Annotated in this window: 18 protein-coding genes; 9 read left to right on the plus strand and 9 right to left on the minus strand. The window is 71.0% G+C overall.

Annotated elements, in window-relative coordinates; translation table 11 throughout:
• The 4 genes from DV20_RS33765 to pdhA all read right to left on the minus strand — a co-directional run bounded on the left by DV20_RS33765 (position 1) and on the right by pdhA (position 4237).
• Positions 1-591, minus strand: a complete 591-nt coding sequence (locus DV20_RS33765) for a TetR/AcrR family transcriptional regulator (protein WP_043787203.1) — start codon at positions 589-591, stop codon at positions 1-3.
• Positions 592-715: 124 nt separating this feature from the next.
• The gene (locus DV20_RS33770; protein ID WP_043787204.1) at positions 716-2023 is read right to left on the minus strand and encodes a dihydrolipoamide acetyltransferase family protein; all 1308 of its coding nucleotides are present in this window, start codon (positions 2021-2023) and stop codon (positions 716-718) included.
• Positions 2024-2039: 16 nt separating this feature from the next.
• Positions 2040-3032, minus strand: a complete 993-nt coding sequence (locus DV20_RS33775; RefSeq protein ID WP_043787205.1) for an alpha-ketoacid dehydrogenase subunit beta — start codon at positions 3030-3032, stop codon at positions 2040-2042.
• Complete coding sequence (gene pdhA, locus DV20_RS33780; protein WP_043787206.1) at positions 3032-4237, minus strand: pyruvate dehydrogenase (acetyl-transferring) E1 component subunit alpha; 1206 nt, start codon at positions 4235-4237, stop codon at positions 3032-3034. Before pdhA ends, DV20_RS33775 begins: the two co-directional genes overlap by 1 nt.
• A 360-nt stretch (positions 4238-4597) precedes the next feature.
• Here pdhA and DV20_RS33785 point away from each other — a divergent pair, with 360 nt between their 5' ends.
• On the plus strand, positions 4598-6016 hold the full coding sequence (locus tag DV20_RS33785; protein WP_043787207.1) for a M20/M25/M40 family metallo-hydrolase: 1419 nt from the start codon (positions 4598-4600) through the stop codon (positions 6014-6016).
• A 91-nt stretch (positions 6017-6107) separates the two neighbouring features.
• On the opposite strand, the gene DV20_RS33790 is transcribed toward DV20_RS33785, so the two are convergent.
• A complete protein-coding gene (locus tag DV20_RS33790; RefSeq protein ID WP_043787209.1) occupies positions 6108-6680 on the minus strand; it encodes a TetR/AcrR family transcriptional regulator in 573 nt (190 codons plus the stop codon).
• 81 nt (positions 6681-6761) lie between these two features.
• Here DV20_RS33790 and DV20_RS33795 point away from each other — a divergent pair, with 81 nt between their 5' ends.
• Positions 6762-7766 carry a saccharopine dehydrogenase family protein gene (locus DV20_RS33795; protein WP_043787210.1) on the plus strand — a complete coding sequence of 335 codons (1005 nt, stop codon included), beginning with the start codon at positions 6762-6764 and terminating at the stop codon, positions 7764-7766.
• Here the strand turns inward: DV20_RS33795 and DV20_RS33800 are convergent.
• The 3 genes from DV20_RS33800 to DV20_RS33810 are packed head-to-tail and all read right to left on the minus strand — an operon-like array spanning position 7763 to position 11219.
• Positions 7763-8605, minus strand: a complete 843-nt coding sequence (locus DV20_RS33800) for a transglutaminase family protein (protein ID WP_043787212.1) — start codon at positions 8603-8605, stop codon at positions 7763-7765. The genes DV20_RS33795 and DV20_RS33800 overlap by 4 nt on opposite strands.
• Positions 8602-9549 carry an alpha-E domain-containing protein gene (locus DV20_RS33805; protein WP_043787214.1) on the minus strand — a complete coding sequence of 316 codons (948 nt, stop codon included), beginning with the start codon at positions 9547-9549 and terminating at the stop codon, positions 8602-8604. Before DV20_RS33805 ends, DV20_RS33800 begins: the two co-directional genes overlap by 4 nt.
• 11 nt (positions 9550-9560) lie before the next feature.
• Positions 9561-11219, minus strand: a complete 1659-nt coding sequence (locus tag DV20_RS33810; protein ID WP_043787216.1) for a circularly permuted type 2 ATP-grasp protein — start codon at positions 11217-11219, stop codon at positions 9561-9563.
• 138 nt (positions 11220-11357) lie between these two features.
• Here DV20_RS33810 and DV20_RS33815 point away from each other — a divergent pair, with 138 nt between their 5' ends.
• The 4 genes from DV20_RS33815 to DV20_RS33830 are packed head-to-tail and all read left to right on the plus strand — an operon-like array spanning position 11358 to position 16397.
• Positions 11358-12296 carry an ABC transporter substrate-binding protein gene (locus DV20_RS33815; protein WP_200876554.1) on the plus strand — a complete coding sequence of 313 codons (939 nt, stop codon included), beginning with the start codon at positions 11358-11360 and terminating at the stop codon, positions 12294-12296.
• Positions 12297-12320: 24 nt separating this feature from the next.
• Complete coding sequence (locus DV20_RS33820) at positions 12321-13268, plus strand: amino acid ABC transporter permease (RefSeq protein ID WP_043787218.1); 948 nt, start codon at positions 12321-12323, stop codon at positions 13266-13268.
• Positions 13265-14038, plus strand: a complete 774-nt coding sequence (locus DV20_RS33825) for an amino acid ABC transporter ATP-binding protein (RefSeq protein WP_043787219.1) — start codon at positions 13265-13267, stop codon at positions 14036-14038. The genes DV20_RS33820 and DV20_RS33825 overlap by 4 nt, the downstream gene beginning before the upstream one ends.
• A 55-nt stretch (positions 14039-14093) precedes the next feature.
• Positions 14094-16397 (plus strand): hypothetical protein, encoded by a 2304-nt coding sequence (locus tag DV20_RS33830; protein ID WP_043787220.1) that lies wholly within the window; start codon positions 14094-14096, stop codon positions 16395-16397.
• A gap of 13 nt (positions 16398-16410) precedes the next feature.
• Here DV20_RS33830 and DV20_RS33835 read toward each other — a convergent pair whose 3' ends face one another.
• Entirely contained in the window at positions 16411-16986 is a 576-nt protein-coding gene (locus DV20_RS33835; RefSeq protein WP_043787221.1) for a hypothetical protein, read from the minus strand.
• A 165-nt stretch (positions 16987-17151) separates the two neighbouring features.
• Between DV20_RS33835 and DV20_RS33840 the strand changes: the two genes are divergently transcribed.
• From DV20_RS33840 to DV20_RS33850, 3 genes are all read left to right on the plus strand, one after another.
• Positions 17152-18969: an NHL domain-containing thioredoxin family protein gene (locus tag DV20_RS33840; protein WP_043787223.1), complete on the plus strand. Its 1818-nt coding sequence runs from the start codon at positions 17152-17154 to the stop codon at positions 18967-18969.
• Between the two features lies 1 nt (position 18970).
• Positions 18971-19303, plus strand: a complete 333-nt coding sequence (locus tag DV20_RS33845) for a GroES family chaperonin (protein WP_043787224.1) — start codon at positions 18971-18973, stop codon at positions 19301-19303.
• A 399-nt stretch (positions 19304-19702) separates the two neighbouring features.
• Complete coding sequence (locus DV20_RS33850) at positions 19703-21724, plus strand: VanW family protein (RefSeq protein ID WP_407638367.1); 2022 nt, start codon at positions 19703-19705, stop codon at positions 21722-21724.
• Positions 21725-21728 lie beyond the last annotated feature (4 nt).

Consider the following 21728-nt stretch of genomic DNA (forward strand, 5'->3'; position numbering starts at 1 on the left):
TCACGGGACCTCCACGGCGCCGTGCAGGAAGACGTCGACCACCTGGCGCGTGGTGGGCGCCTCGACGTCCGGCGCCAGCCGCCGGCCGCCGAACAACAGGGTCAGGAACAGCGACGCCAGCTGCTCGGGCGGCAGCCGCAGGCGGTCCTTGTCGGGAACGAACAGTTCCTCGATCGCCCCGCGCATGGCGGCCATCGACTCGCGGCGGCCGCCCTTCCAGGTGCCGCGCTGGTCCTTGAGCCGTTGTTCGGGGTCGCGGTGCTTGTGCCGTCCGGACGCGTGCAGGGCGCCCATCAGCGCACCCATCCGCTCGAGGTGGGCGCCGAGCGCTTCGGCGGCTTCGACGAGCCGGTCTTCGAGTGGCTGGTCGACGGGGATTTCGGCGATCGCGTCGAGCACGTGGTCGGGCCGCAGGGCCTCCGCGGTGCAGGCGTCGAAGAGCTCGTCCTTGTCCTTGAACGCGCGGAAGATGGTGCCCTCGCCGATGCCGGCGGCGCGCGCGATCTGGCTGGTCGTGACGTTCGCGCCGTGCTCCATCAGCAGCGGCAGCACCGCGTGCACGATCATGGCGCGCCGGGCCTCGACGCTCATGCCCGGCGCTCTTCGCCGGGTTTCGGATGCTGGTGTCATGACGTCCATTGTGCGGAGTGAGTGCTCACTCCGTCAAATGAGTAAAGGTGAAGGCCGCCCGAAAGCGGCCTTCACCTGCGGAAACTCAGTACGTCATGGCCATGGCCGGGTCGGCCAGCAGCGCGCCGACGTCGGCCAGGAACTCCGAGCCCTGCTGCCCGTCGACCACCCGGTGGTCGAAGCTCAGCGACAGCTGGAGCACCTTGCGGACCTTGATCTCGCCGTCCACCACCCACGGCTGGTCCTTGATCGCGCCGAGGCACAGGATCGCCGACTCACCCGGGTTGATGATCGGCGTGCCGGTGTCGACGCCGAACACGCCGACGTTGGTGATCGTGATCGTGCCGTTCGCCATGTCCGCCGGGGACGTCTTACCCTCGCGGGCCGTTTCGGTGAGCTGGGTCAGTGCCTGAGCCAGCTCCTTCAGCGACATCGAGTCGGCGTCGCGGACCTTCGGCACGATCAGGCCGCGCGGGGTGGCCGCGGCGATCCCGAGGTGCACGTAGTCCTTGTAGACGATCTCCTGCGCCTGCTCGTCCCAGACCGCGTTGACGTCCGGAGTGCGCTTCGCCGCCAGGCACACGGCCTTCGCGGCGAACGTCAGCGGCGTGACCTTGACCCCGGCGAACTCCCGCGACTTTTTCAGCTTCTCGCGGAACTCCATCATCGGCGTGACGTCGATGGTCAGGAACTCCGTGACGTGCGGAGCGGTGTACGCGCTCTGCACCATCGCGGCCGCGGTCATCTTCCGGACGCCCTTGATCGGCACGCGCCGCTCGCGCGTTCCGCTGTCCACGGTGGACGTGACGACCGGAGTCCCGTTGGCGGCGCGCTCGACGTCTTCACGCGTGATGACACCGCCGTCCGCGGTGCCGGTCAGCGCGTGCAGGTCGACGCCGAGGTCCTTCGCCAGCTTCCGCACCGGCGGCTTCGCCAGCGGGACGTACCCGCCGCGCGGAGCCGCCGGAGCGGGGGCGACGGGAGCGGGCGGCGCGGCAACAGCGGCCACCGGAGCGGGCTCAGCGCCCTTCCGGGCCCGCCGCTGCGTGACCACGGCCTTGGAGCCGTAGCCGACCAGCGGCTTCATCTCCTCTTCCTCGGCCGGAGCCGGGGCGGCGGGAGCGGCGGCGGGAGCGGCCGCACCACCGGGGTCGACGTCGATGGTGAGGATCGGCGTGCCGACCTCCACCGTCTGCCCCGGCTCGACGTGCAGTTCCGTGACCACTCCGGCCCACGGGATCGGCAGCTCGACGGCGGCCTTCGCGGTCTCGATCTCGACCACGATCTGGTTCACCGTCACCGTGTCGCCCGGCTTCACGTGCCAGGACAGGATGTCGGCTTCGGTCAGCCCCTCCGCCGTGTCGGCCAGGGGGAATTGCTTGTACGTGGGCATTGCGCGGAAATCCCCCTTACCAGGCGAGTGAGCGGTCGACGGCGTGCAGCACCCGGTCCAGGTCGGGGAGGTAGTGCTCCTCGAGCTTGGCCGGCGGGTACGGCGTGTCGAACCCGGTCACCCGGAGGACGGGCGATTCCAGCGAATAGAAGCACTCCTGCTGGACGCGCGCGGCGATCTCCGACGTCAGCGACGACTCGGACGGCGCCTCCGACAGCGCGATCAGCCGCCCGGTCTTGCGCACCGACTCGAACACCGGGCCGAGGTCCAGCGGCGAGAGCGTCCGCAGGTCGATGACCTCGAGGGATTTGCCTTCGTCTTCGGCCGCGGCGGCCGCGTCCAGGGCGACCTTCACCGACGGGCCGTACGCGACGACCGTCGCCGTCGTGCCTTCGCGCACGACCTGCGAAGAGAACACCTGCGCCGGTGTCCCGGCCACGTCGATCTCCGCGCGCAGCGCGCCCGAGTGGTACAGCCGCTTCGGCTCGAAGAACAGCACCGGGTCGTCCGACTTGATCGCCTGCTGGATGCCCCAGTAGGCGTCGACGGCGTTGGAGATCGAGACGACCTTGAGGCCGGGGATGTGCGCGAACAGCGACTCCGGCGACTCGGAGTGGTGCTCGACCGCGCCGATCCCGCCGCCGAACGGCACCCGGATCACGACCGGCATCTTGATCTTGCCCTGCGTCCGGTAGTGCAGCTTCGCCAGCTGCGAGGAGATCTGGTCGAAGCCGGGGAAGATGAAGCCCTCGAACTGGATCTCGCACACCGGCCGGAAGCCGCGCACGGCCAGGCCGACCGCGGTGCCGATGATCCCGGACTCCGCGAGCGGCGTGTCCAGCACGCGCTGCTCGCCGAAGTCCTTCTGCAGGCCGTCGGTGATCCGGAAGACGCCGCCGAGCTTGCCGACGTCCTCGCCCATGATCAGGACCTTGGGGTCTTCTTCCATCGCGCGGCGCAGGCCGAGGTTGAGCGCCTTGCCGATGGTGAGTTTCTGGAGGTCGGACATCAGTGCTCACCCGCCGATACGAAGCCGTCGAGGTAGGACAGGAACTCTTCGCGCTGCGCGTCCAGCACCGGGTTGCCCTCGGCGTAGACGTTGCTGAAGATCCTCTCGGGCGGCGGTTCGGGCATGTTGAACGTGTACTCGCGCAGGTCGGCGGCGAACGCGTCGGCCTCTTCCTGGATCTTGTCGAAGAACGCCTGGTCGGCGAAGCCGCCGCGGGCCAGGTACGCGCGGACGCGCTCGATCGGGTCCTTGAGCTTCCACTCCTCCAGCTCGTCGGAGAGCCGGTAGCGGGTGGGGTCGTCGGTCGTGGTGTGCGCGTCCATCCGGTAGGTGAACGCCTCGATCAGCACCGGGCCGTTGCCGTGGCGGCACTCGTCGAGCGCCCAGCGCGACACCGCCAGGCAGGCCAGGACGTCGTTGCCGTCGACGCGGATGCCGGGGAAGCCGTAGCCGCGGGCGCGCTGGTACAGCGGCAGGCGCGACTGGCGCTCGGTCGGCTCGGAGATCGCCCACTGGTTGTTCTGGCAGAAGAAGACCAGCGGCGCGTCGTAGACGGCGGCCCAGACGAATCCTTCGTGGACATCACCCTGCGACGTGGCGCCGTCGCCGAAGTAGCAGATGGTCGCTTCGCCGTCGTCGTCCCCGACCTTGCCTTCGAACTTCTGGCCCATCGCGTAGCCGGCGGCGTTGAGCACCTGGTTGCCGATCACGATGGTGTACGGGTGGAAACCGTGCTGCTGGTAGTCCCAGCCGCTGTGGTCGGTGCACCGGAAGATGCCCAGCAGGTCCTTCATGTCGACCCCGCGCGCGTACGCGACGCCGTGCTCGCGGTAGCTGGGGAACGCCATGTCGTTGGCCTTCAGCGCGCGGCCGGAGCCGATCTGCGCGGCCTCCTGGCCGAGCAGCGGGACCCAGATGCCGAGCTGGCCCTGGCGCTGCATCGCGTTCGCCTCGCGGTCGGCCCGCCGCACCAGCACCATGTCGCGGTACAGGCCGCGGAGCGCTTCGGCGTCGACGTCCTCGACGTACTTGTCGAACTGGGGCGAGGGAACCCGTTCGCCTTCGGGGGTGAGCAGCTGAGTGAGCTCAGCGCCACCTTCGCTGGTCGCTCGCAATCCGGCGATCACCTGTTCGGGAGAGGGCTGGGCCGCGACCGCGGCGGGGCCGTCTCCAGGCTCCGGGTGCGTCCACTGTTCGGACGGCATGCGCTGTACTCCTTGGTGTCGGTGCCTCTGGCGGCCGCTTGTGGCGACCACAGCGACTGCACCGGCGGGACCAGCGCATCGGGTCCGAAGCGCTCGGTCACCGTCGGCGTTGACGGTTCTCGCCGACATCCTGGCACGAAGGTCCGCGTTTTGGTGAGTCACGGATGCTGATTTGTTGCTGAGAAAGGCGCTCTGAACAGGGGAAACGTTAGGAAGCCCGAGCATCGGACCTACGAGAGTAGGGAATCGGCGCGCGCGCCCACCAGGCGCGGCGCGCTTCGCGTGATCGCTTGATCACCCGCGCCGGCGACACCGTTGTGACGTGCGGCACGCCGGGGCGCGCGTGGCACGATGGGCCACGTGGAGCAGAAATCCGTGCGTGAATCCGTCGTGACGTCGTGGACCGACGACGTCGTCCCGAGCCTGTCCGGACTGGTGGCGATCCCCGCCTTGTCCCCGGCCTTCGACGCCGAGTGGGCCAAGAGCGGCCACCTCGCCGCCGCCGTCGACCACGTCCGCGCGTGGATCGCCGGGCGTGACCTGCCCGGCGCGAGCCTCGAGGTCGTCCAGCTCGAGGGCCGGACCCCGCTGCTGCTCGTCGACGTCCCGGCGACCCCGGGCGCGGCGGACAAGGGCACCGTCCTGATGTACGGCCACCTCGACAAGCAGCCCCCGGTGGGCGGCTGGTCCGAAGGCCTCGACCCGTGGACCCCGGTGATCCGCGACGGCCGGCTGTACGGCCGCGGCTCGGTCGACGACGGCTACTCCGGCTACGCGGCGACGACGGCGATCGAAGCCGTGCACGCGGCCGGCGGCGAGCACGCCCGCATCGTGCTGCTGCTGGAGACCGGCGAGGAGTCCGGCAGTCCCGACCTGCCCGCCTACGTCGAGCACCTGGCCGACCGCATCGGCGAGGTGTCGCTGGTGATCTGCCTCGACGCCGGCGGCAGCGACTACGAGCGGTTGTGGCTGGTCACGAGCCTGCGCGGGATGCTGCACCTCGACGTCACCGTGCAGCTGCTCGGGTCGGCCCAGCACTCGGGCATCGCGTCGGGCGTCGTCGCGAGCTCGTTCCGGATCCTGCGGCACCTGATCGAACGCCTCGAGGACAGCGCGACCGGCGAGCTGCTGCTGGACGAGCTCAAGGTCGACGTCCCGGCGAACCGGCTGGCCGAGCTGAAGGCCGTCTCGCAGGACTTCCCGGAGGCGCTCTCGAAGGCCTTCCCGCTGGTCGAAGGCGGCCGCGTGATCACCGAGGACGCGCTGGAGCTGATGCTCAACAACGCGTGGCGCCCGACGCTGTCGGTGATCGGCGCCGACGGCTTCCCGAAGCCCGCCGACGCCGGCAACGTCCTGCGCGAGAGCACGACCTTGACGCTGAGCTTCCGGCTCCCGCCGACGGCAGACGCCGAGAAGGCGCTCGAAGCCGTGAAGCGCGCCCTGACCACCGACGTCCCGTACGGCGCGAAGGTCACGCTCGGCTCGCCGCAGGCGGAAAACGGCTGGAACGCGCCGACCGAGTCGCCGTGGCTGACGACGGCCCTGCGCACGGTCAGCGACGAGGTGTTCGGCCGTCCCCACCGCGCGACCGGCATGGGCGGGTCGATCCCATTCATGGGCCTGCTCTCGCGGAAGTACCCGGAGGCGCAGTTCCTGGTCACCGGCGCGTGCGGGGCCGACTCGAACATCCACGTGCCGGACGAGTGGCTCCACCTCGGCTACGCCCAGCAGGTCACCGAGGCCGTCGCGCACATCCTGGACGCCCACGCCCGCGGCTGACCGCCACTTTCACGTGAAAGTGACACGGAGGCGGGTCCTCCAGGTCACTTTCACGTGAAAGTGACACGGAGGTGGGTCCTCCAGGTCACTTTCACGTGAAAGTGCCGCCGCAGGCCGAGCGGAAGGCCGCGGTGGCTGCGTCGAGGTAGGCCGGGAAGTCCTGGGTGCCGCCCGCGTCGATCCAGCGGTCGAAGGCGTCGCCGAGGATGATCGCCGCGACCTGCGCCGCCGGTTTCGCCAGCTCGGGCGGGGTTCCGCGCTGCTCGAGCGCGTCCCGGATCGCCGTCGTGATCGCCGCGCCCTTGCTCCGCTCGCGTTCCTGGAGCTCGGGCGTGGCCGCGATGATCGCCCGGCGCTCGGGCGACGGGTCGACGGCCTGCGCGACCCGCGTGCCGACGTCGGCCAGCGCGGCGAGGACCGTGCGCAACGGCGACTCGCCTTCTTCGGCGGCGAGCACGGCTTCGGCGACCGCGGGCGGCAGCTGCTCCGCGCCCGCGAAGAGCACTTCGCGCTTGTCGGGGAAGTAACGGAAGTACGAGCGGCGCGTGATCCCGGCGCGTTCGGCGATCTGCGTGATCGTCACGGCGTCGTAGCCGTGCTCGGCGTACAGCTCCAGCGCGGCTTTCCGCAGCCGGTCCGCGGTCCCGGGATCCCATCTGGCCACGCCCCAGCCTAACTGACGTCTCAGTGTGTCATCACGTGCTAGGGTCGGTGATGACACACTGAGACGTCACTGGAGGTCGTCATGGAGATCTGGGTGCTGGGAGCGGCGGGCCGCACCGGCCGGGGCATCACGGCGGAACTCGAGCGCCGGGGCCTGCCGGTCGTGCTGGTCGGGCGCAACCGGGAACGCCTGGAAGCGAGCGGCTCGAAGTACGTCGTCGCCGACGGCGCCGAGGCCATGGCGGCGGAGATCCGGCGGCAGCGGCCGGCGGTCGTCGTCAACACGATCGGCGAGTACGCCACCACGGCCGCGACGATCGCGCGGGCGTGCCTGCCCGGCGGGCACTACGTCGACATGGCCGCGGACCTCGTCGCCGTCTCGCGGCTGCTCGACCTGCACGAGGAGGCCCTGTCCGGTGGCAGCACGTTCGTGACCGGCGCCGGCTTCGGCGTCCTGGCCACGGAAGCCGTCGTGGCGAAGCTGTGCGAAGGGCGCGAAACGCCGAGCCGCGTGCAGGTCGACGCGCTGGCGTCCGTCGCCGTCGAAGCAGGTGCCGTGGGGGTCGCGCTGGCCGCCAGCATCGTCGACGCCATGACCGCGGTCTCGGCTCGGGGCGCCAAGCCGCGCACCCTTGTCCTGCCGGACGGTGAGACGGCGAAGGTGGCGGGCATCGACTCGGGCGAGCTGGTCGCCGCCCAGCGCGCGAGCGGAGCGGCGGACGTCACGGTGTTCTCCGGGCTCGCCCCGACCGCCCCGGTGGTCCGGGCCCTGCTCCCGCTGCTCGGCCGGGTGGTGTCGATCCCGGCCGTGCGCCGGTTCGCGGTCCGGCGGCTCGCCGCGGTCCGCACGAAGGCCGCACCCCGTCCCCGCACGCACACGTGGGGGCACGCCGTCGTGACCTGGCCCGACGGCACGACGCGCGAAGGCTGGCTCCGCGCGGACGAAGCCATGGACTTCACCAACGCGGTCGTGGCCGAGGTCGCGGCCCGCCTGGCCCGCGGCGAGGGCAAACTCGGCGCGCACACGCCGGCGTCCGCCCTCGGCGCCGAGGTCGCCGAAGCCGCGGGCGGGACCTTCCTGCTCTAGGCCAGCCGGGTCAGGTGCACCGAGACGTCCAAAGTGGACTGACCGCCGCCGGTGAAGATCCCCTTCAACGGCGCCACGTCCGCGTAGTCCCGGCCCATGGCCACCCACACGTGCCGCGGACCGACCGGGATCGCGTTCGTCGGGTCGTACGCCCACCAGCCGCCGGTCCAGACGTCGACCCACGCGTGCGACTCGCCCTCGACCACCTCGCCGAGCTTCGCGTCCGGCTTCGTGTGCAGGTACCCCGAGACGTACCGCGCCGGAACGCCGATCGCCCGCAGCATCACCAGCGTCACGTGGGCGAAGTCCTGGCAGACGCCCTCGCGCGCCTGCCAGGCATCGGTCGCCGTCGAGTGGACGCCCGTCGTTCCCGGCTGGTACTTGAGCTGCTGGTTCACCCACTCGCAGACGGCCAGCACGGCGTCCGCCGGGTCCAGCCCGCGCCGCAGCGCACGGGCCTCGCGGGCCAGCGTGACGTCGCGCGGGGTGTAGTCGGTCGGGGTCAGGTACTCGGTGCGGTGGTCGACGACCGTGTCGGACCGCAGGTCCTTCCACGACGCCGTGCGGATCGGTTCCGCTTCGTCCGCCGTCTCGACCACCGAGGTCGCCAGCACGGTGAACTCGGTGTGCGGCGCGTGGAGGTCGAACGACGTCACCACCGTGCCCCAGTAGTCCGTGTACCGGTAGGCGCGGGTCGCCGGGGTCGTCTCGATGCGCGTCGCCACCGTGGTCTGGCGGCGGTCGGAGCGCGGGGTCAGCCGGGCCTCGTTGTACGACTGCGTCGCCGGTGTCGCGTACCGGTACCCCGTCCGGTGCGCCACCCGCAGCTGCCACGTCACAGCGAAACCTCCGCGCCGCTCCACGCCACCCACGGCGACGTGCTGAAGTACTGCATCGAAACCGCTTCCCCGATCTCCCTGATCGACGTCTGCAGCGCGGCGAGCCGCCGCGGCAGGTCGGTGAGCAGCTCGGACGGGCGGAGGAACTCCAGCTCGCTGCGGGCCCGGCCGAGCTCGCGCAGGGCCTCGGACTTCTCGTTGGTGCGCGGGCCGCCACCCGGGTCGAGCTGTTGCAGGCACTCCTCGGCCTGCCGCAGCGCGTGGAACACCGAGCGCGGGAACAGCGTGTCCCGCAACAGGAACTGCACGACGCGGCCGGCGTCCAGGGCACCCCGGTACGTCCTGAGGTAGGTGTCCTGCGCGCCGGCCGAGCGCAGCACCGTGATCCAGCCCGGCGAAGACGCGCGATCGGCGACCCGGGACAGCAGCAGCCGCACCACCATGTCGGCGCGTTCGATCGAGCGGCCCAGCACCATGAACAGCCAGCCGTCGTCGCGGCTCATCGTCGAATCGGCCAGCCCGGCGAACATCGCCGCGCGCTCCTCGACGAAGGACAGGAACGCGTGCGGTCCGGCGCGCCGCGCGTAGCGCTGCCGGTCGGGCACCGCGTTCCACGTCGCGTTCAGGCATTCCCACAGCTCGGTCGAAACGACTTCGCGGGCGCCGCGCGTGTTCTCGCGCGCCGAGTTGATCGAGCCGACGATCGACGCCGGGTTGTCCTTGCCGTACGCCACCAGCTCGGTCAGCTTCCACACGTCGAGCGACTCCGCGCCCTCCGGGTCGATGCCCAGGACGGCCAGGAGCTGGCGGCTCGCGTGGTCCGGGTCGACGGTGGCGTCCTCCAGCAGCTGGTGGACCGAGACGTTCAGGATGCGGGAGGTGTCGTCGGCGCGTTCGACGTACCGGCCGATCCAGTACAGCGACTCCGCGTTGCGGGCGAGCATGCGAAACCTCCCTAGCTCTGCTGTTGCTGCTGTTGCTGCTGGGACGTCGTGAGCTCCGGGCCCTGCTCGGCGACCAGTCCATCCACAGTGGACATCGCGCCGAGCGCGGGCTGCGCCAGCTCCCGCTCGGCCGTCGACGCCCGGGAGGTCAGCACCCACGTGTCCTTCGAGCCGCCGCCTTGCGAAGAGTTGACGACCAGGCTGCCCTCCGGCAGCGCCACCCGGGTCAGGCCGCCGGGGAGGACGAAGATCTCCTTGCCGTCGTTGACGGCGAAGGGCCGCAGGTCGACGTGCCGCGGCGCGAGCCGGTCGTCCACCTTGGCCGGCACGGTCGAGAGCTGGACCACCGGCTGCGCGATCCAGCCGCGCCGGTTCGCCCGCACCTTGCGCCGCAGCGACGCCAGTTCCGCCGCGGTCGCCTCCGGCCCGAACACGATCCCGTAGCCGCCGGAGCCCTCGACCGGCTTCACGACCAGCTCGTCCAGGTGGGCCATGACGTGGTCGAACTCGTCCGGCAGCCAGCAGCGGAAGGTGTCCACATTGGGCAGCAGCGGCTTCTCGTTCAGGTAGTACTTCACCATCTCCGGCACGTAGGTGTAGACGAGCTTGTCGTCGCCGACGCCGTTGCCGATGGCGTTCGCGACGACCACGTTGCCCGCGCGGGCCGCGTTCTGGATGCCGGCCACCCCGAGCACCGAGTCCGGCCGGTAGTGCACCGGGTCGAGGAACTCGTCGTCGATCCGCCGGTAGATCACGTCGACCTGGCGTTCGCCCTCGGTGGTCCGCAGGTAGACGACGTTGTCGCGGCAGAACATGTCGCGGCCTTCGACCAGCTCGACGCCCATCAGCCGGGCCAGCAGCGAGTGCTCGAAGTAGGCCGAGTTGTGCACGCCGGGCGTGAGCACGACGACCGTCGGGTCGGCGACGTTCGCCGCGGCCGCCGCGCGCAGCGCCCGGAGCAGGTGCGACGCGTAGTCGCCGACCGGTCGCACGCGGTGCTGGGCGAACAGGTCCGGGAAGACCCGGGCCATCGTGCGCCGGTTCTCCATCACGTACGACACCCCGGACGGGTTGCGGAGGTTGTCCTCCAGCACCCGGAACGTGCCTTCCTCGTCCCGGACCAGGTCCACTCCGGACACGTGGATGCGCACGCCGTTCGGCGGGGTGATCCCGAACGCCTCCCGGCGGAAGTGCTCGCACGAGGTGATCAGCCGCCGCGGCAGCACGCCGTCGCGCAGGATCTGCCGGTCGCCGTAGACGTCGGCGAGGAACGCCTCGAGCGCGCGGACGCGCTGGGCGACACCGCGCTCGAGCTTCGTCCACTCGGCGGCCTGGATCACCCGCGGCACCAGGTCCAGCGGGAACGGCCGCTCCTGCCCGGACAGCGAGAACGTGATGCCCTGGTCGACCATCGCCCGGTCCAGGGCCTGGGAGCGGGACTGCAGGTCGTGCGCGTCGAGGGCCGCGATCGACTCGTACAACGCCCGGTACGGGCCGCGGACCGTGCCGTCGGCGGCGAACATCTCGTCGTAGGCGCCGGCGTGCGGCCGCGCCGGCGAGAGGTATCCCTCGAACCGGTCTCCCGGACGGGTGATCCGGCTGGTCGCCGTCTTCCGCGCGCGTCGACCGGACGGGGGCAGCCGGGGCGGGGTGGCGTTCATGGTCGACATCCTCACCCACCGCGCGCTCCGGACGCGACAGTCGCGCGCTCCTCTAAACATCGCTGTAACTTCACGGTGCTGTGCTTTGGTATGGATGAGTGGCAATATGCGTGCTCTCAGAACCTGAGAACTACAAGGAGTGACGACGTGCCCCGAGGAACCCAGCTCAAGGCGATCGCCCTGCTGCCTGCGTTCGCCCTGGTCGGCTTGACCGTGGCGTGCGGAGCGGGAGGGAGCGGCGCGGGCAACGTCGGCAGCAGCACCTCCGCCGCCGCCCCGGGCACCGCATCGGGTGACGTGGGCGCGGTCGCCAAGGACGACGCGCTGGCCGCCATGGTGCCCGCCGACGTGAAGGCCGACGGCAAGATCGTGGTCGGCCAGGACCAGAGCTACCCGCCGAACGAGTTCGTCGACAACGGCAAGCCGGCCGGCTTCGACGTCGACCTCGGCACCGCCATCGGCCAGGTGCTCGGCGTGCAGATGGACTTCCAGAACGCCGCGTTCGACGGCATCATCCCCGGCATCGGCGCCAAGAAGTACGAGCTGGCGATGTCGTCGTTCAGCATCAACGCCGAGCGGCTGCAGTCGGTCGACATGATCTCCTACTACAGCGCGGGCACCTCGCTGGCCGTGCTGAAGGGCAACCCGGACGGCCTGAAGGCCGACGACCTGTGCGGCAAGAAGGTCGCCGTCCAGAAGGGCACCACGCAGGTCGAGGACCTCGACAAGAAGAACGCCGCCTGCACCGGCGCGGGCAAGCCCGCCATTGAGATCACGCAGCTGCAGGCCCAGACCGACGTCAACCTGGCCCTCACCGCCAAGCGCGTGCAGGGCGAGCTGGCCGACTCCCCGGTCATCGACTACGCGGTCAAGCAGACCAACGGCCAGCTCGAGTCGGTCGGCGCGCCGTACGACACGGCGCCGTACGGCATCGTGCTGCCGAAGAACAGCGGTGACTTCGGCAAGGCCGTCCAGGGTGCGATCCAGAAGCTGATCGACAGCGGCGCGTACAAGAAGATCCTCGACAAGTGGGGTCTCAACGCCGCCGGCGCGGTCACCAAGTCGGAGATCAACCCGGCCTCCTGAGTCTGTCGAGTTAGGACGTAGTTCGTGAGTTCCTCCGAAGCGCCTCCGACCGGGGCGCCGATCGACGCGGAGCCCATCAAGGCCGTCCCGGTGCGCCACTACGGGCGCTGGGTGGCCGGGGTGGTCATCCTCTTCCTCGCGTTCATCGTGGTCCGCAGCGTGATCACGAACGACGCACTGCAGTGGCCGGTCGTCGGGGACTACCTCTTCGACGACCGGGTGCTGCGGGGCCTGCAGAACACCCTGATCCTGACCGTGATCTCGATGCTGATCGGGATCCTCGGCGGGATCCTGCTGGCCGTGATGCGGCTGTCGCCGAACCCGCTGATGTCCGGGGCGGCCGCCGTCTACATCTGGCTGTTCCGCGGCACCCCGCTGATCACGCAGCTGGTGATCTGGAACTTCCTGGCGCTGGCCTACCCCCGGCTCGGGCTCGGGGTGCCGTTCGGCCCGGAGTTCGTCAGCTGGGACACCAACCAGCTGATCACGCAGTTCACCGCGTCACTGCTCGGCCTGGGGCTCAACGAAGCCGCGTACATGGCCGAGATCGTGCGCGGTGGCATCCAGTCGGTCGACTCCGGCCAGCTGGAAGCGGCGAGCGCGCTCGGCATGAGCCGGACGAAGACGCTGCGGCGGATCATCCTGCCGCAGGCGATGCGGGTGATCATCCCGCCGACCGGCAACGAGACGATCTCCATGCTGAAGACGACGTCGCTGGTCGTGGTCATCGGCTACTTCGAGCTGATGGTCGCGGTGCAGACCATCTACTCGCAGAACTACAAGACGGTCCCGCTGCTGATCACGGCGGCGGCCTGGTACCTGTTCATGACGTCGATCCTGACGGTCGTCCAGGTCCAGATCGAGAAGCGGTTCTCACGCGGCACTTCGCGTGAGGTCGCCACGAAGACGAGGTGGGCGGGACGGATGCTGGGCTTCCGGTTCGGCTCCGGCGCCAGCGGAGGAGCCCGATGACCCCGGTCGTTTCCGCGCAGAAGATCCGCAAGAGCTTCGGCAGCGTCGACGTCCTCAAGGGCATCGACCTCGAGGTGCACGAGCGGGAGGTGCTCTGCCTGATCGGGCCGTCCGGCTCGGGCAAGTCGACCCTGCTGCGCTGCATCAACCACCTCGAGAAGATCGACGCCGGCCGGCTCTACGTCGACGGCGTGCTGGTCGGCTACAAGGAGCGGGGCGACAAGCTGCACGAGCTGCGCGAGAAGGAGGTCGCGCTCCAGCGCAAGGACATCGGCATGGTGTTCCAGCGCTTCAACCTCTTCCCGCACATGACGGCGCTCGAGAACGTCATGGAGGCGCCGATCCAGGTCCGGCGCGAGCCGAAGGCCCAGGTCCGGCAGCGGGCGCACGAGCTGCTGGAGCGCGTCGGCCTCGCGGACAAGGCGAAGAACTACCCGGCGCAGCTGTCCGGTGGGCAGCAGCAGCGCGTCGCCATCGCCCGGGCGCTGGCGATGCAGCCGAAGCTGATGCTGTTCGACGAGCCGACGTCCGCGCTGGACCCGGAGCTCGTCGGCGACGTCCTGGGCGTGATGAAGCAGCTCGCCAAGGACGGCATGACCATGGTCGTCGTCACCCACGAGATGCAGTTCGCGCGCGAGGTGGCGGACAAGGTCCTGTTCATGGACGGCGGGGTCGTCGTCGAGGAGGGGCCGCCCGACCAGGTCATCGGGAGCCCGCGCGAGGAGCGGACGAAGGAGTTCCTGGCCCGGGTGCTCAACCCGAACGCCTGACGAAACCCGTCCGGATTCGCTATTTTGAAAGCGGGTGAGGGAGGGGGCCGGCGTTTTGACGACCGAAAGCGTGCTGCCCCCTCTCGACCCGTTCGCGGGCATCCCGGACCGCCGTTACGAGGTCCGGGCCTCCGAACTGCTGAAACCCGGCAACGCGGGCCTGATGCGCTGGCGGCGGCAGGCCACGAACGCCCCGATCGTCTACGTCGAGGACGCCTACATCACCGGGACGCTGGACCTGCGGGCCGCGGACCTGAAGTACCTGTTCCGGTTCGAGCGCTGCCGGTTCGAGCAGCCGCCGGACGTGCGCGAGGCGAGCCTGCTGGGGCTGGTGTTCCGCAAGTGCTGGCTGCCCGGGCTCAAGGCCCGCAACATGCGCAGCCGCAACGACGTCCGGCTGATCCGCAGCGTCGTGCAGGTCGACGGGGACCGGCGGGAGATCGAAGAGACGACCGTCCAGCGCGGCGACGACCGCGAACGCGGCATGCCGAACGCCGCGGTCAACCTGACCGACGCGGTCATCGAGGGCTCGCTGGTGCTCACCCGCACGGTGATCGCCCACCCGCACGGCAAGGCCATCCACGCCGACCGGCTGGTGCTCGCCGGCGCGCTGCTGGCCTACCGGATGGTCGCGAACGGCGAAGTCCGGCTCCCCGGCCTGCGGACCGGCGGTAACGTCAACTTCTCGGGCGCCACGCTGAACAACCCGGACGGCTTCGCGCTCAACGGCAACGGCCTGCACATCGGCGGCAGCCTGCTGTGCGAGGTCGACAACTACGGGCCGCCGAGCCAGCGCAAGCGGTTCTCCGCCACCGGGATCATGTACCTGCCGAGCGCCACGGTGGACAGCGACATCTCGCTGCGCGAAGCGAAGCTGACGGTGTCCCAGCACGGGCCGATCGCCGTCGACGCGTGGAAGTCCAACGACCCGTACATCGACCCGCGGCCGGCGCTGGTCGCCGACCGGATGCGCGTCGACGGCAACGTCGAACTGTCCGACGGCTTGCAGGCCCTGGGCACGTTGCGCATGGTCAACGCCCGGGTCGGCGGCTCGCTGCGGCTGGCCGGCGCCGAGATCCGCGTCGAGCGCGGCAAGACGGTGCCGTACTACGACCGCGCGTTGCACCTGGACGGCACCGAGATCGGCGGCGACATCGAGGCGACGAGCCTGCGCGTGCCGACGGGCCAGCTGCGCCTGGCCGACGTCACGGTCGGCGGCAACTTCCTGGCCTGGAACTCGATGTTCCGCCACCCCGGCCGCGACGTGTTCTCGGCGCGGCGCTCGAAGATCGCGGGCAACTTCCAGCTCACCGACGCCACGATCCACGGCACGCTGCGCCTGCAGGGCGTGGACGTCGGCGGCAGCATCAACCTGGCGGGCACCCGGCTGACCGACCCGGGCCGCCGCGCGACCAGCAGTTATTCCCTCGACGTCCGCACCGGCCGGGTCGGCCGCGACCTGACCCTGCGGGACAACAACGGCCGCCCGTTCGTGGCCGAGGGCGGCGTCAACCTCGACGGCGCCCAGGTCGCCCGCCGCGTCGACCTGCGCGGCTCCCAGCTCGGCTCGCTACCACCGTTCGGCGTGGCCCTGGACGCGGGCGACGTCGCCTCGGACGAGTTCATCCTGACGCCGAGCAGCCCGCCGACGGGCCGGATCGTGCTGCGGCGAGCCCACTGCGGAACGCTGAGCGACAACGAGCAGTTCTGGGCCGCCTCCGACGGCATCGAGCTGGAGGACTTCCGCTACGACGCGCTGAAGAAGGGCATCCCCCTCGACGACGACAAGGCCCTCGACGCGCGCATCGAGCTGCTGCGCAGCGCCATGCGCGGGTACCGGCCGGGCCCGTACGACCAGCTCGCGCACATGCTCCGCGCGGCGGGAAACGAAGAGCACGCGTCGACGGTGGCGTTGCGCAAGCAGCAGTTCAGGTACGAGGCTCTGGCGCGCGGCTTCAAGTTCTTCGGGCCCGGCGTCCGGTTGTGGAGCTGGCTCCAGCGTTCGATGGTCGGCTACGGCTACCGCCCGGTCCGTGCGCTCGGCTGGCTGCTGACGCTGCTGGTCCTGGGCAGCCTGTGGTTCGGCTTGGGTTCCGACGACTGCATCTACGACCAGTCCGGCCGCTTCATGCGCAACGGGCCCCGCTGCGTGGTCAACCAGCAGGACACGGGCCTGCAGTGGAACCCGGTGATCTACACGGCGGACCTGCTGGTCCCGATCGTGGACTTCGGCAACAAGTCCAGGTGGTACATGCACGGCCCGGACAACTGGGTGGCGGCCGGCTTCACGGCATCCGGCTGGATCCTGGCGACCACCGTGGCGGCCGGTGTCAGCCGCATGCTGCGCCGGGAGAACTGAGCCGCCGCCGAGGCTAGTCGATGAAGCGGGACCAGAACGGGATGTAGCGCGGGCCGTCCGGTGGGGCCGTGCTGATGCCGCCCGTCGCGAACTCGCGGTGCAGGTAATCCCGCAGGTCACTGCCGTAGACGATGATGTCCGTCTGGTACACCGACAGCACCGGGTAGCCCACCGTGCCCGGCAGGCCGGGCAGGTAGCGGTGCCCGCACACCGGCACCAGCTGCGGCACGTCGGCCAGCCGGCGGCGGGCCTCGCGGACCGCGTCCTCGGGGCCGACCGGGCGCGTGCCCCAGTCCGGGAGCCAGAAGCCGTTGTGCTCGACGTCGTACAGCACGCCGTCGACCGGCCAGGCCAAACGTTTGCGCAGCTGCTCGGCGTTGCCGCAGCGCCAGTCGGGCCAGCGGTCGCCGATCGGGACGCCGGCGGACAGGAACGTCCGGTGGTCCGCGGCGAAGCGGAAGCCGAACCGGCGCTCGACGTCGTCGAGCTCGGTTTCGCTCAGTCCGGGACGGACGGGTTCCCGGAGGTTCTCCTGCAGGTGCCGCGCCTCCTCCGGAGTGAGGGCGCCGGCCGGTTGGACGGGGGTCATGACCCGAGCCTAAGCGGCGGCTCACCGGCCCGCGCGTCCTTTTTCGCCCCGACCTGGGGACCCACGGCCGGGTGAGTTTGTTCTCTCATCGGGGCGGACTGGGGAACACAGCGTGAGCGCGTGTAGTTCACTCAAGCCGTGACTTCTCCACGACCGCAGAGCCGCGTGCGTGCTCCCGAGCTGCGCGGCGACGTCTGGCTGAACACCGGCGGCCGCCCGCTCACCCTCGCCGAGCTGCGCGGACGCATCGTCCTGCTGGACTTCTGGACCAGCGGCTGCATCAACTGCCTGCACGTGCTCGACGAGCTGCGCCCGCTGGAAGCGGAGTTCGCGGACGTGCTGGTCACCATCGGTGTCCACTCGCCGAAGTTCCTGCACGAGGGCGAGCGCGCCTCGATCGAAGCCGCGGTCCGGCGGTACGAGGTGCACCACCCGGTGGTCAACGACCCCAAGATGGAGCTGTGGTCGCAGTACGCGGTCCGCGCGTGGCCGACACTGGTCGTCGTCGACCCCGAGGGGTACGTCGTGCACGTCGCCGCGGGCGAAGGGCACGAAGAGGCGCTTCGCCGCGTCATCGCGGATCTCGTGAAGAAGCACGAGGCGAAGGGGACGCTGCGACGCGGCGGCAGCCCGTACGTGCCCGTCGAAGAGCAGCCCGGCGAGCTGCGGTTCCCGAGCAAGGCCGTCGCCACCGCCGAGGGCCGTGTCCTGGTCGCCGACACCGGGCACCACGCGATCGTCGAGTTCGCCTCGGACGGTGAAACCGTCATCCGCCGCTTCGGCAGCGGCGCCCGCGGAGGCCAGGACGGCCCGTTCGACATCGCGACCTTCACCGAGCCGTCGGGCATCGCGCTCCTGCCGTACGACATCGCCGAGCGCGTCGGCTACCACGCCGTCGTCGCCGACACGGCCGGGCACCGGCTGCGCGGCCTCGACCTGATCACCGGCGAAGTGACGACGGTCGCCGGCACCGGCGCGCAGTGGCGCAGCGGATCGGACTCCGGCAAAGCCGTCGGGGTCGACCTCACGAGCCCGTGGGACGTTGCCTGGTGGGGCCCGGCCGGTGGGGTGGTCGTCGCCATGGCGGGCAACCACACGCTGAGCGTGTTCGACCCGGTCGGCGGCACGATCCGCCGCTTCGCCGGCACGACCGTCGAAGGCCTTCGCGACGGCGACGTCGGCGAAGCGTTCTTCGCGCAGACGTCCGGCCTGGCCGTGGAGGGCGACAAGCTGTGGCTCGTCGACGCGGAGACGTCGGCGCTGCGCTCGATCGAGCCCGACGGCGAGTCGTTCACCGTGCACACGGCGATCGGCGTCGACCTGTTTTCGTTCGGCCACACCGACGGCCCGGCCGACCAGGCGCTGCTCCAGCACCCGCTGGGCCTCGCGGTGCTGCCCGGCGACAAGATCGCGATCGCCGACACCTACAACGGCGCGGTCCGCCGCTTCGACGTCTTCACCCGCCAGGTGAGCACGATCGCCACCGGCCTCGCCGAGCCCCAGGGCCTGCTGCTGCACGACGGCGAGCTGCTGGTCGTCGAGTCCGCGGGCAACCGGCTCGGCCCGATCCCGGCCGCCGAGCCGACGCTCGTCACCGGCGACGCGCACGCCGTGCGCCGCCCGCCGACCGTGCTCGCCCCGGGCGAGATCGATTTTTCGGTGGTGTTCACGGCACCGCCCGGCGAGAAGCTGGACGACCGCTTCGGCCCGTCGACGCGGCTGGAGATCAGCGCGTCGCCGCCGTCGCTGCTGGCCGACGGCGGCGGGACGGGCACGGACCTGAACCGCAAGATCCGGCTCGCGCCGGGCGTGCCGGAGGGCGTGCTGCAGGTCGTCGCCCAGGCCGCGAGCTGCGATGACGGCGGCGACCACCCGGCGTGCCGCATCACCCGGCAGGACTGGGGCGTCCCGGTGCGGATCGAGGACGGCGGGGCCGGCGAACTGAGCCTGGTCATGGCCGGTGAACCCCGGACCGGCGGGTAACATGCAGGCCGTGTCTGACGGGCCGAAACTCGAAATCCAGATGCTGCACGACCGGGTACTCGTGCGGCTGTCGCCGGAAGAGGGAGAGCGCCGCAGCAGCGGCGGCATCGTGATCCCCGCAACGGCGCAGGTAGCGCGCCGGCTCGCCTGGGGTGATGTACTGGGCGTAGGCAATAGTGTGCGCAACGTCAAGATCGGCGACCGCGTGCTCTTCAACCCGGAAGATCAGCTCGAGGTCGAGATCCAGGGCGAGGGGCACCTGGTGATGCGCGAACGCGACATCCACGCGGTGGCGACCGAGCGAACCGAGCACGGGACGGGGCTCTACCTGTAGGCCGGTCCCGCGAAAGGCAGGCGCGTGGCAGACGAAGAGGGACGCGAGGGCGCGGAAACGCTCGAAGCCGAGCCCCAACCGGTCGACGCGACGGCCGCCGAGGTGTGGCCGGACGCCAAGCGGGAGCTGCCGGCACCGGAGCCGCCTGCCGTGGCCGGGCCTGCGCGGGCCGCCGGGCCCGCGGGCGTGGTGCCGGAGCCGTCCGCGCCCGCTGAGCCGCCTGCCGTGGCCGGGCTTGCGAGCGTGCTGGGGCCGCCCGCTGAGCCGCCTGTCGTGGCCGGGCTTGCGAGCGTGCTGGGGCCGCCCGCTGAGCCGCCTGTCGTGGCGGGGCTTGCGAGTGTGCCGGAGCCGTCCGCCCAGCGGCCAGCCGTGGCCGGGGCCGCCGGGCCCGCGGGCGTGGTGCCGGGACCGCCCACGTCCGCCGAGCCGCCTGTCGTGGCCGGGTCTGTCGAGCCCGCGCCCGCCGAGCATGCGTCGTCCGCCGAGGCGATTGGTGATGTGGCGCCCGAGTGGCCCTCGGCCGCCGAGCCGCCGGCCGAAACTGGGGCTGGCGCCGAGGCGCCGACCGAAGTCGTGCCGGCGTGGCCTCCGGTGGTTGCCGCGCCGCCGGCCGGCGCTACCGGCGCCACCGGTGATCTCTTCTCCGATGATCTGCTCGGCGAGCTCCTCGAAACCCCCGCGCCGCCGCCGGCTGCGGAGACTCCGGCTCGGAAGCTGCGCAGGGGCGTGGCTCTGACCATGATGGCCATCGGGCTCGCCCTCGGCCTCTTCGTCATCCTCTACGCCATCGATCTCGCCGTCAGTGCCGGGGATGTGCCGCGCGGGGTGACCGTGGCCGGCATCGACGTCGGTGGGCTGAGCCACGCCGAGGCCGAAGCCAAGCTGCGGAAAGAGCTCGAGCCGCGGCTGATCCGGCCCGTCGCCGTCCACGGCGGGGATGTGCAGGCCGAACTTGTGCCCTCGCAGTCCGGGCTTGGGCTCGACTGGCCGAACACCCTCGGGCTCGCCGGGCACCAGCCGCTCAGCCCGATCACGCGGATCATGTCCTTCTTCACCAGCCGGGAGGTCGGGGTGGCCACGCGCACCGACCAGAACCGGATCGCGGAAGCCGTCCGCGAGCTGGCCGAGGGCAAGCTGAACCACCCCGCCACCGAAGGCTCGGTCGGGTTCACCCCAATCGAGGGCAGCGACGGCGGTGTCACCGCCCACCCGATCCTGCCGCGGCAGGGCCAGCAGCTGACCGATCTGGCCGGCGCCGTGCACACCGTCACCGACCACTGGCTCGACCCCGGCGGGGTCAAGCTGGCCATGGCGATCACGCCCGTGCGGGCCACCGCCGCCGGGGTGCAGGCCGCCTGTCAGCAGATCGTCGTGCCCGCCGTCGCCAAGCCCGTCGTCGTGCACGGCGAAGGCAAGGACGTTCCGCTGAAGCCCGTCACGATCGCGTCCGCCTTCCGGTTCGCCGCCGTCGAGGGCGGGGCCGTCGAGGTCCGCATCGACCAGGGCAAACTGCAGGCCGCCCTCAAGGACCCGCTCGCCGGCACCGAGACCGACGGCAAGGACGCCCAGATCGTCTTCACCGGCGACCAGCCGACGGTCGAGCCCTCCGAGGACGCCCGCAAGGTGGACTGGGAGAAGACCTTCCTTCCCCTGATCGACGTGCTGAAGAAGACCGACGGGCGCGACCTGCCCGTCGTCTACAGCACGTCGACACCCAGCGTGACCACGGACGCCGCCAACGCGCTCGGCATCAAGGAGGTCATCGGCGAGTTCACCACCGGCGGCCTCACCGGCCCGGCCGAGACGAACAACCGGACGCTCGCCGCCCGCGTCTCCGGCACGATCGTCAAGCCCGGCGAGACGTTCAGCCTCGGCGCCCGCTCCGGCCCGCGCACCGCGGGCAGCGGTTACGTGCCCGCCCCGGTCGACGAGGACGGCACCGGCCCGGAAGTGGTCGGCGGCGGCGTCTCCCAGCTGGCGTCCACTTTGTACAACGCCGCCTACCTCGCCGGCCTGGCCGACGCCGGCCACCTGGAGCACGACCGGTACCTCGACCGCTACCCCGCCGGCCGCGACGCCAAGGCCGTCAACGCCGACGGCAGCCCGGCCGAGCTCAAGCTGACCAACGACGCCGCGACCGGCGTCGCCATCCAGGCCTCCGTCTCCGGCGGCTCGGTGACCGTCCGGATCTGGGGTACCCGCCACTTCCGCGTCGAGGGCCAGACCGGCGCGCAGACGCCCGGCGAGCCGCCACCGATCCAGTTCGGCTCGGGTGGTGCCGGCTCGTGCCGGCCCTCGATCGGTTCGTCCGGCTTCAGCGTCACCGACACGCGCGTGCTCTACGACCTCACGAGCGGCGCCGAGCTCCGGCGGACGTCGCACACGGCGACCTACGGTCCGCGCCCGACCGTGCTCTGTTGAGTTG

The sequence above is a fragment of the Amycolatopsis rifamycinica genome, assembly GCF_000695625.1.
In the GTDB taxonomy this organism is placed as follows: Bacteria; Actinomycetota; Actinomycetes; order Mycobacteriales; family Pseudonocardiaceae; genus Amycolatopsis; species Amycolatopsis rifamycinica.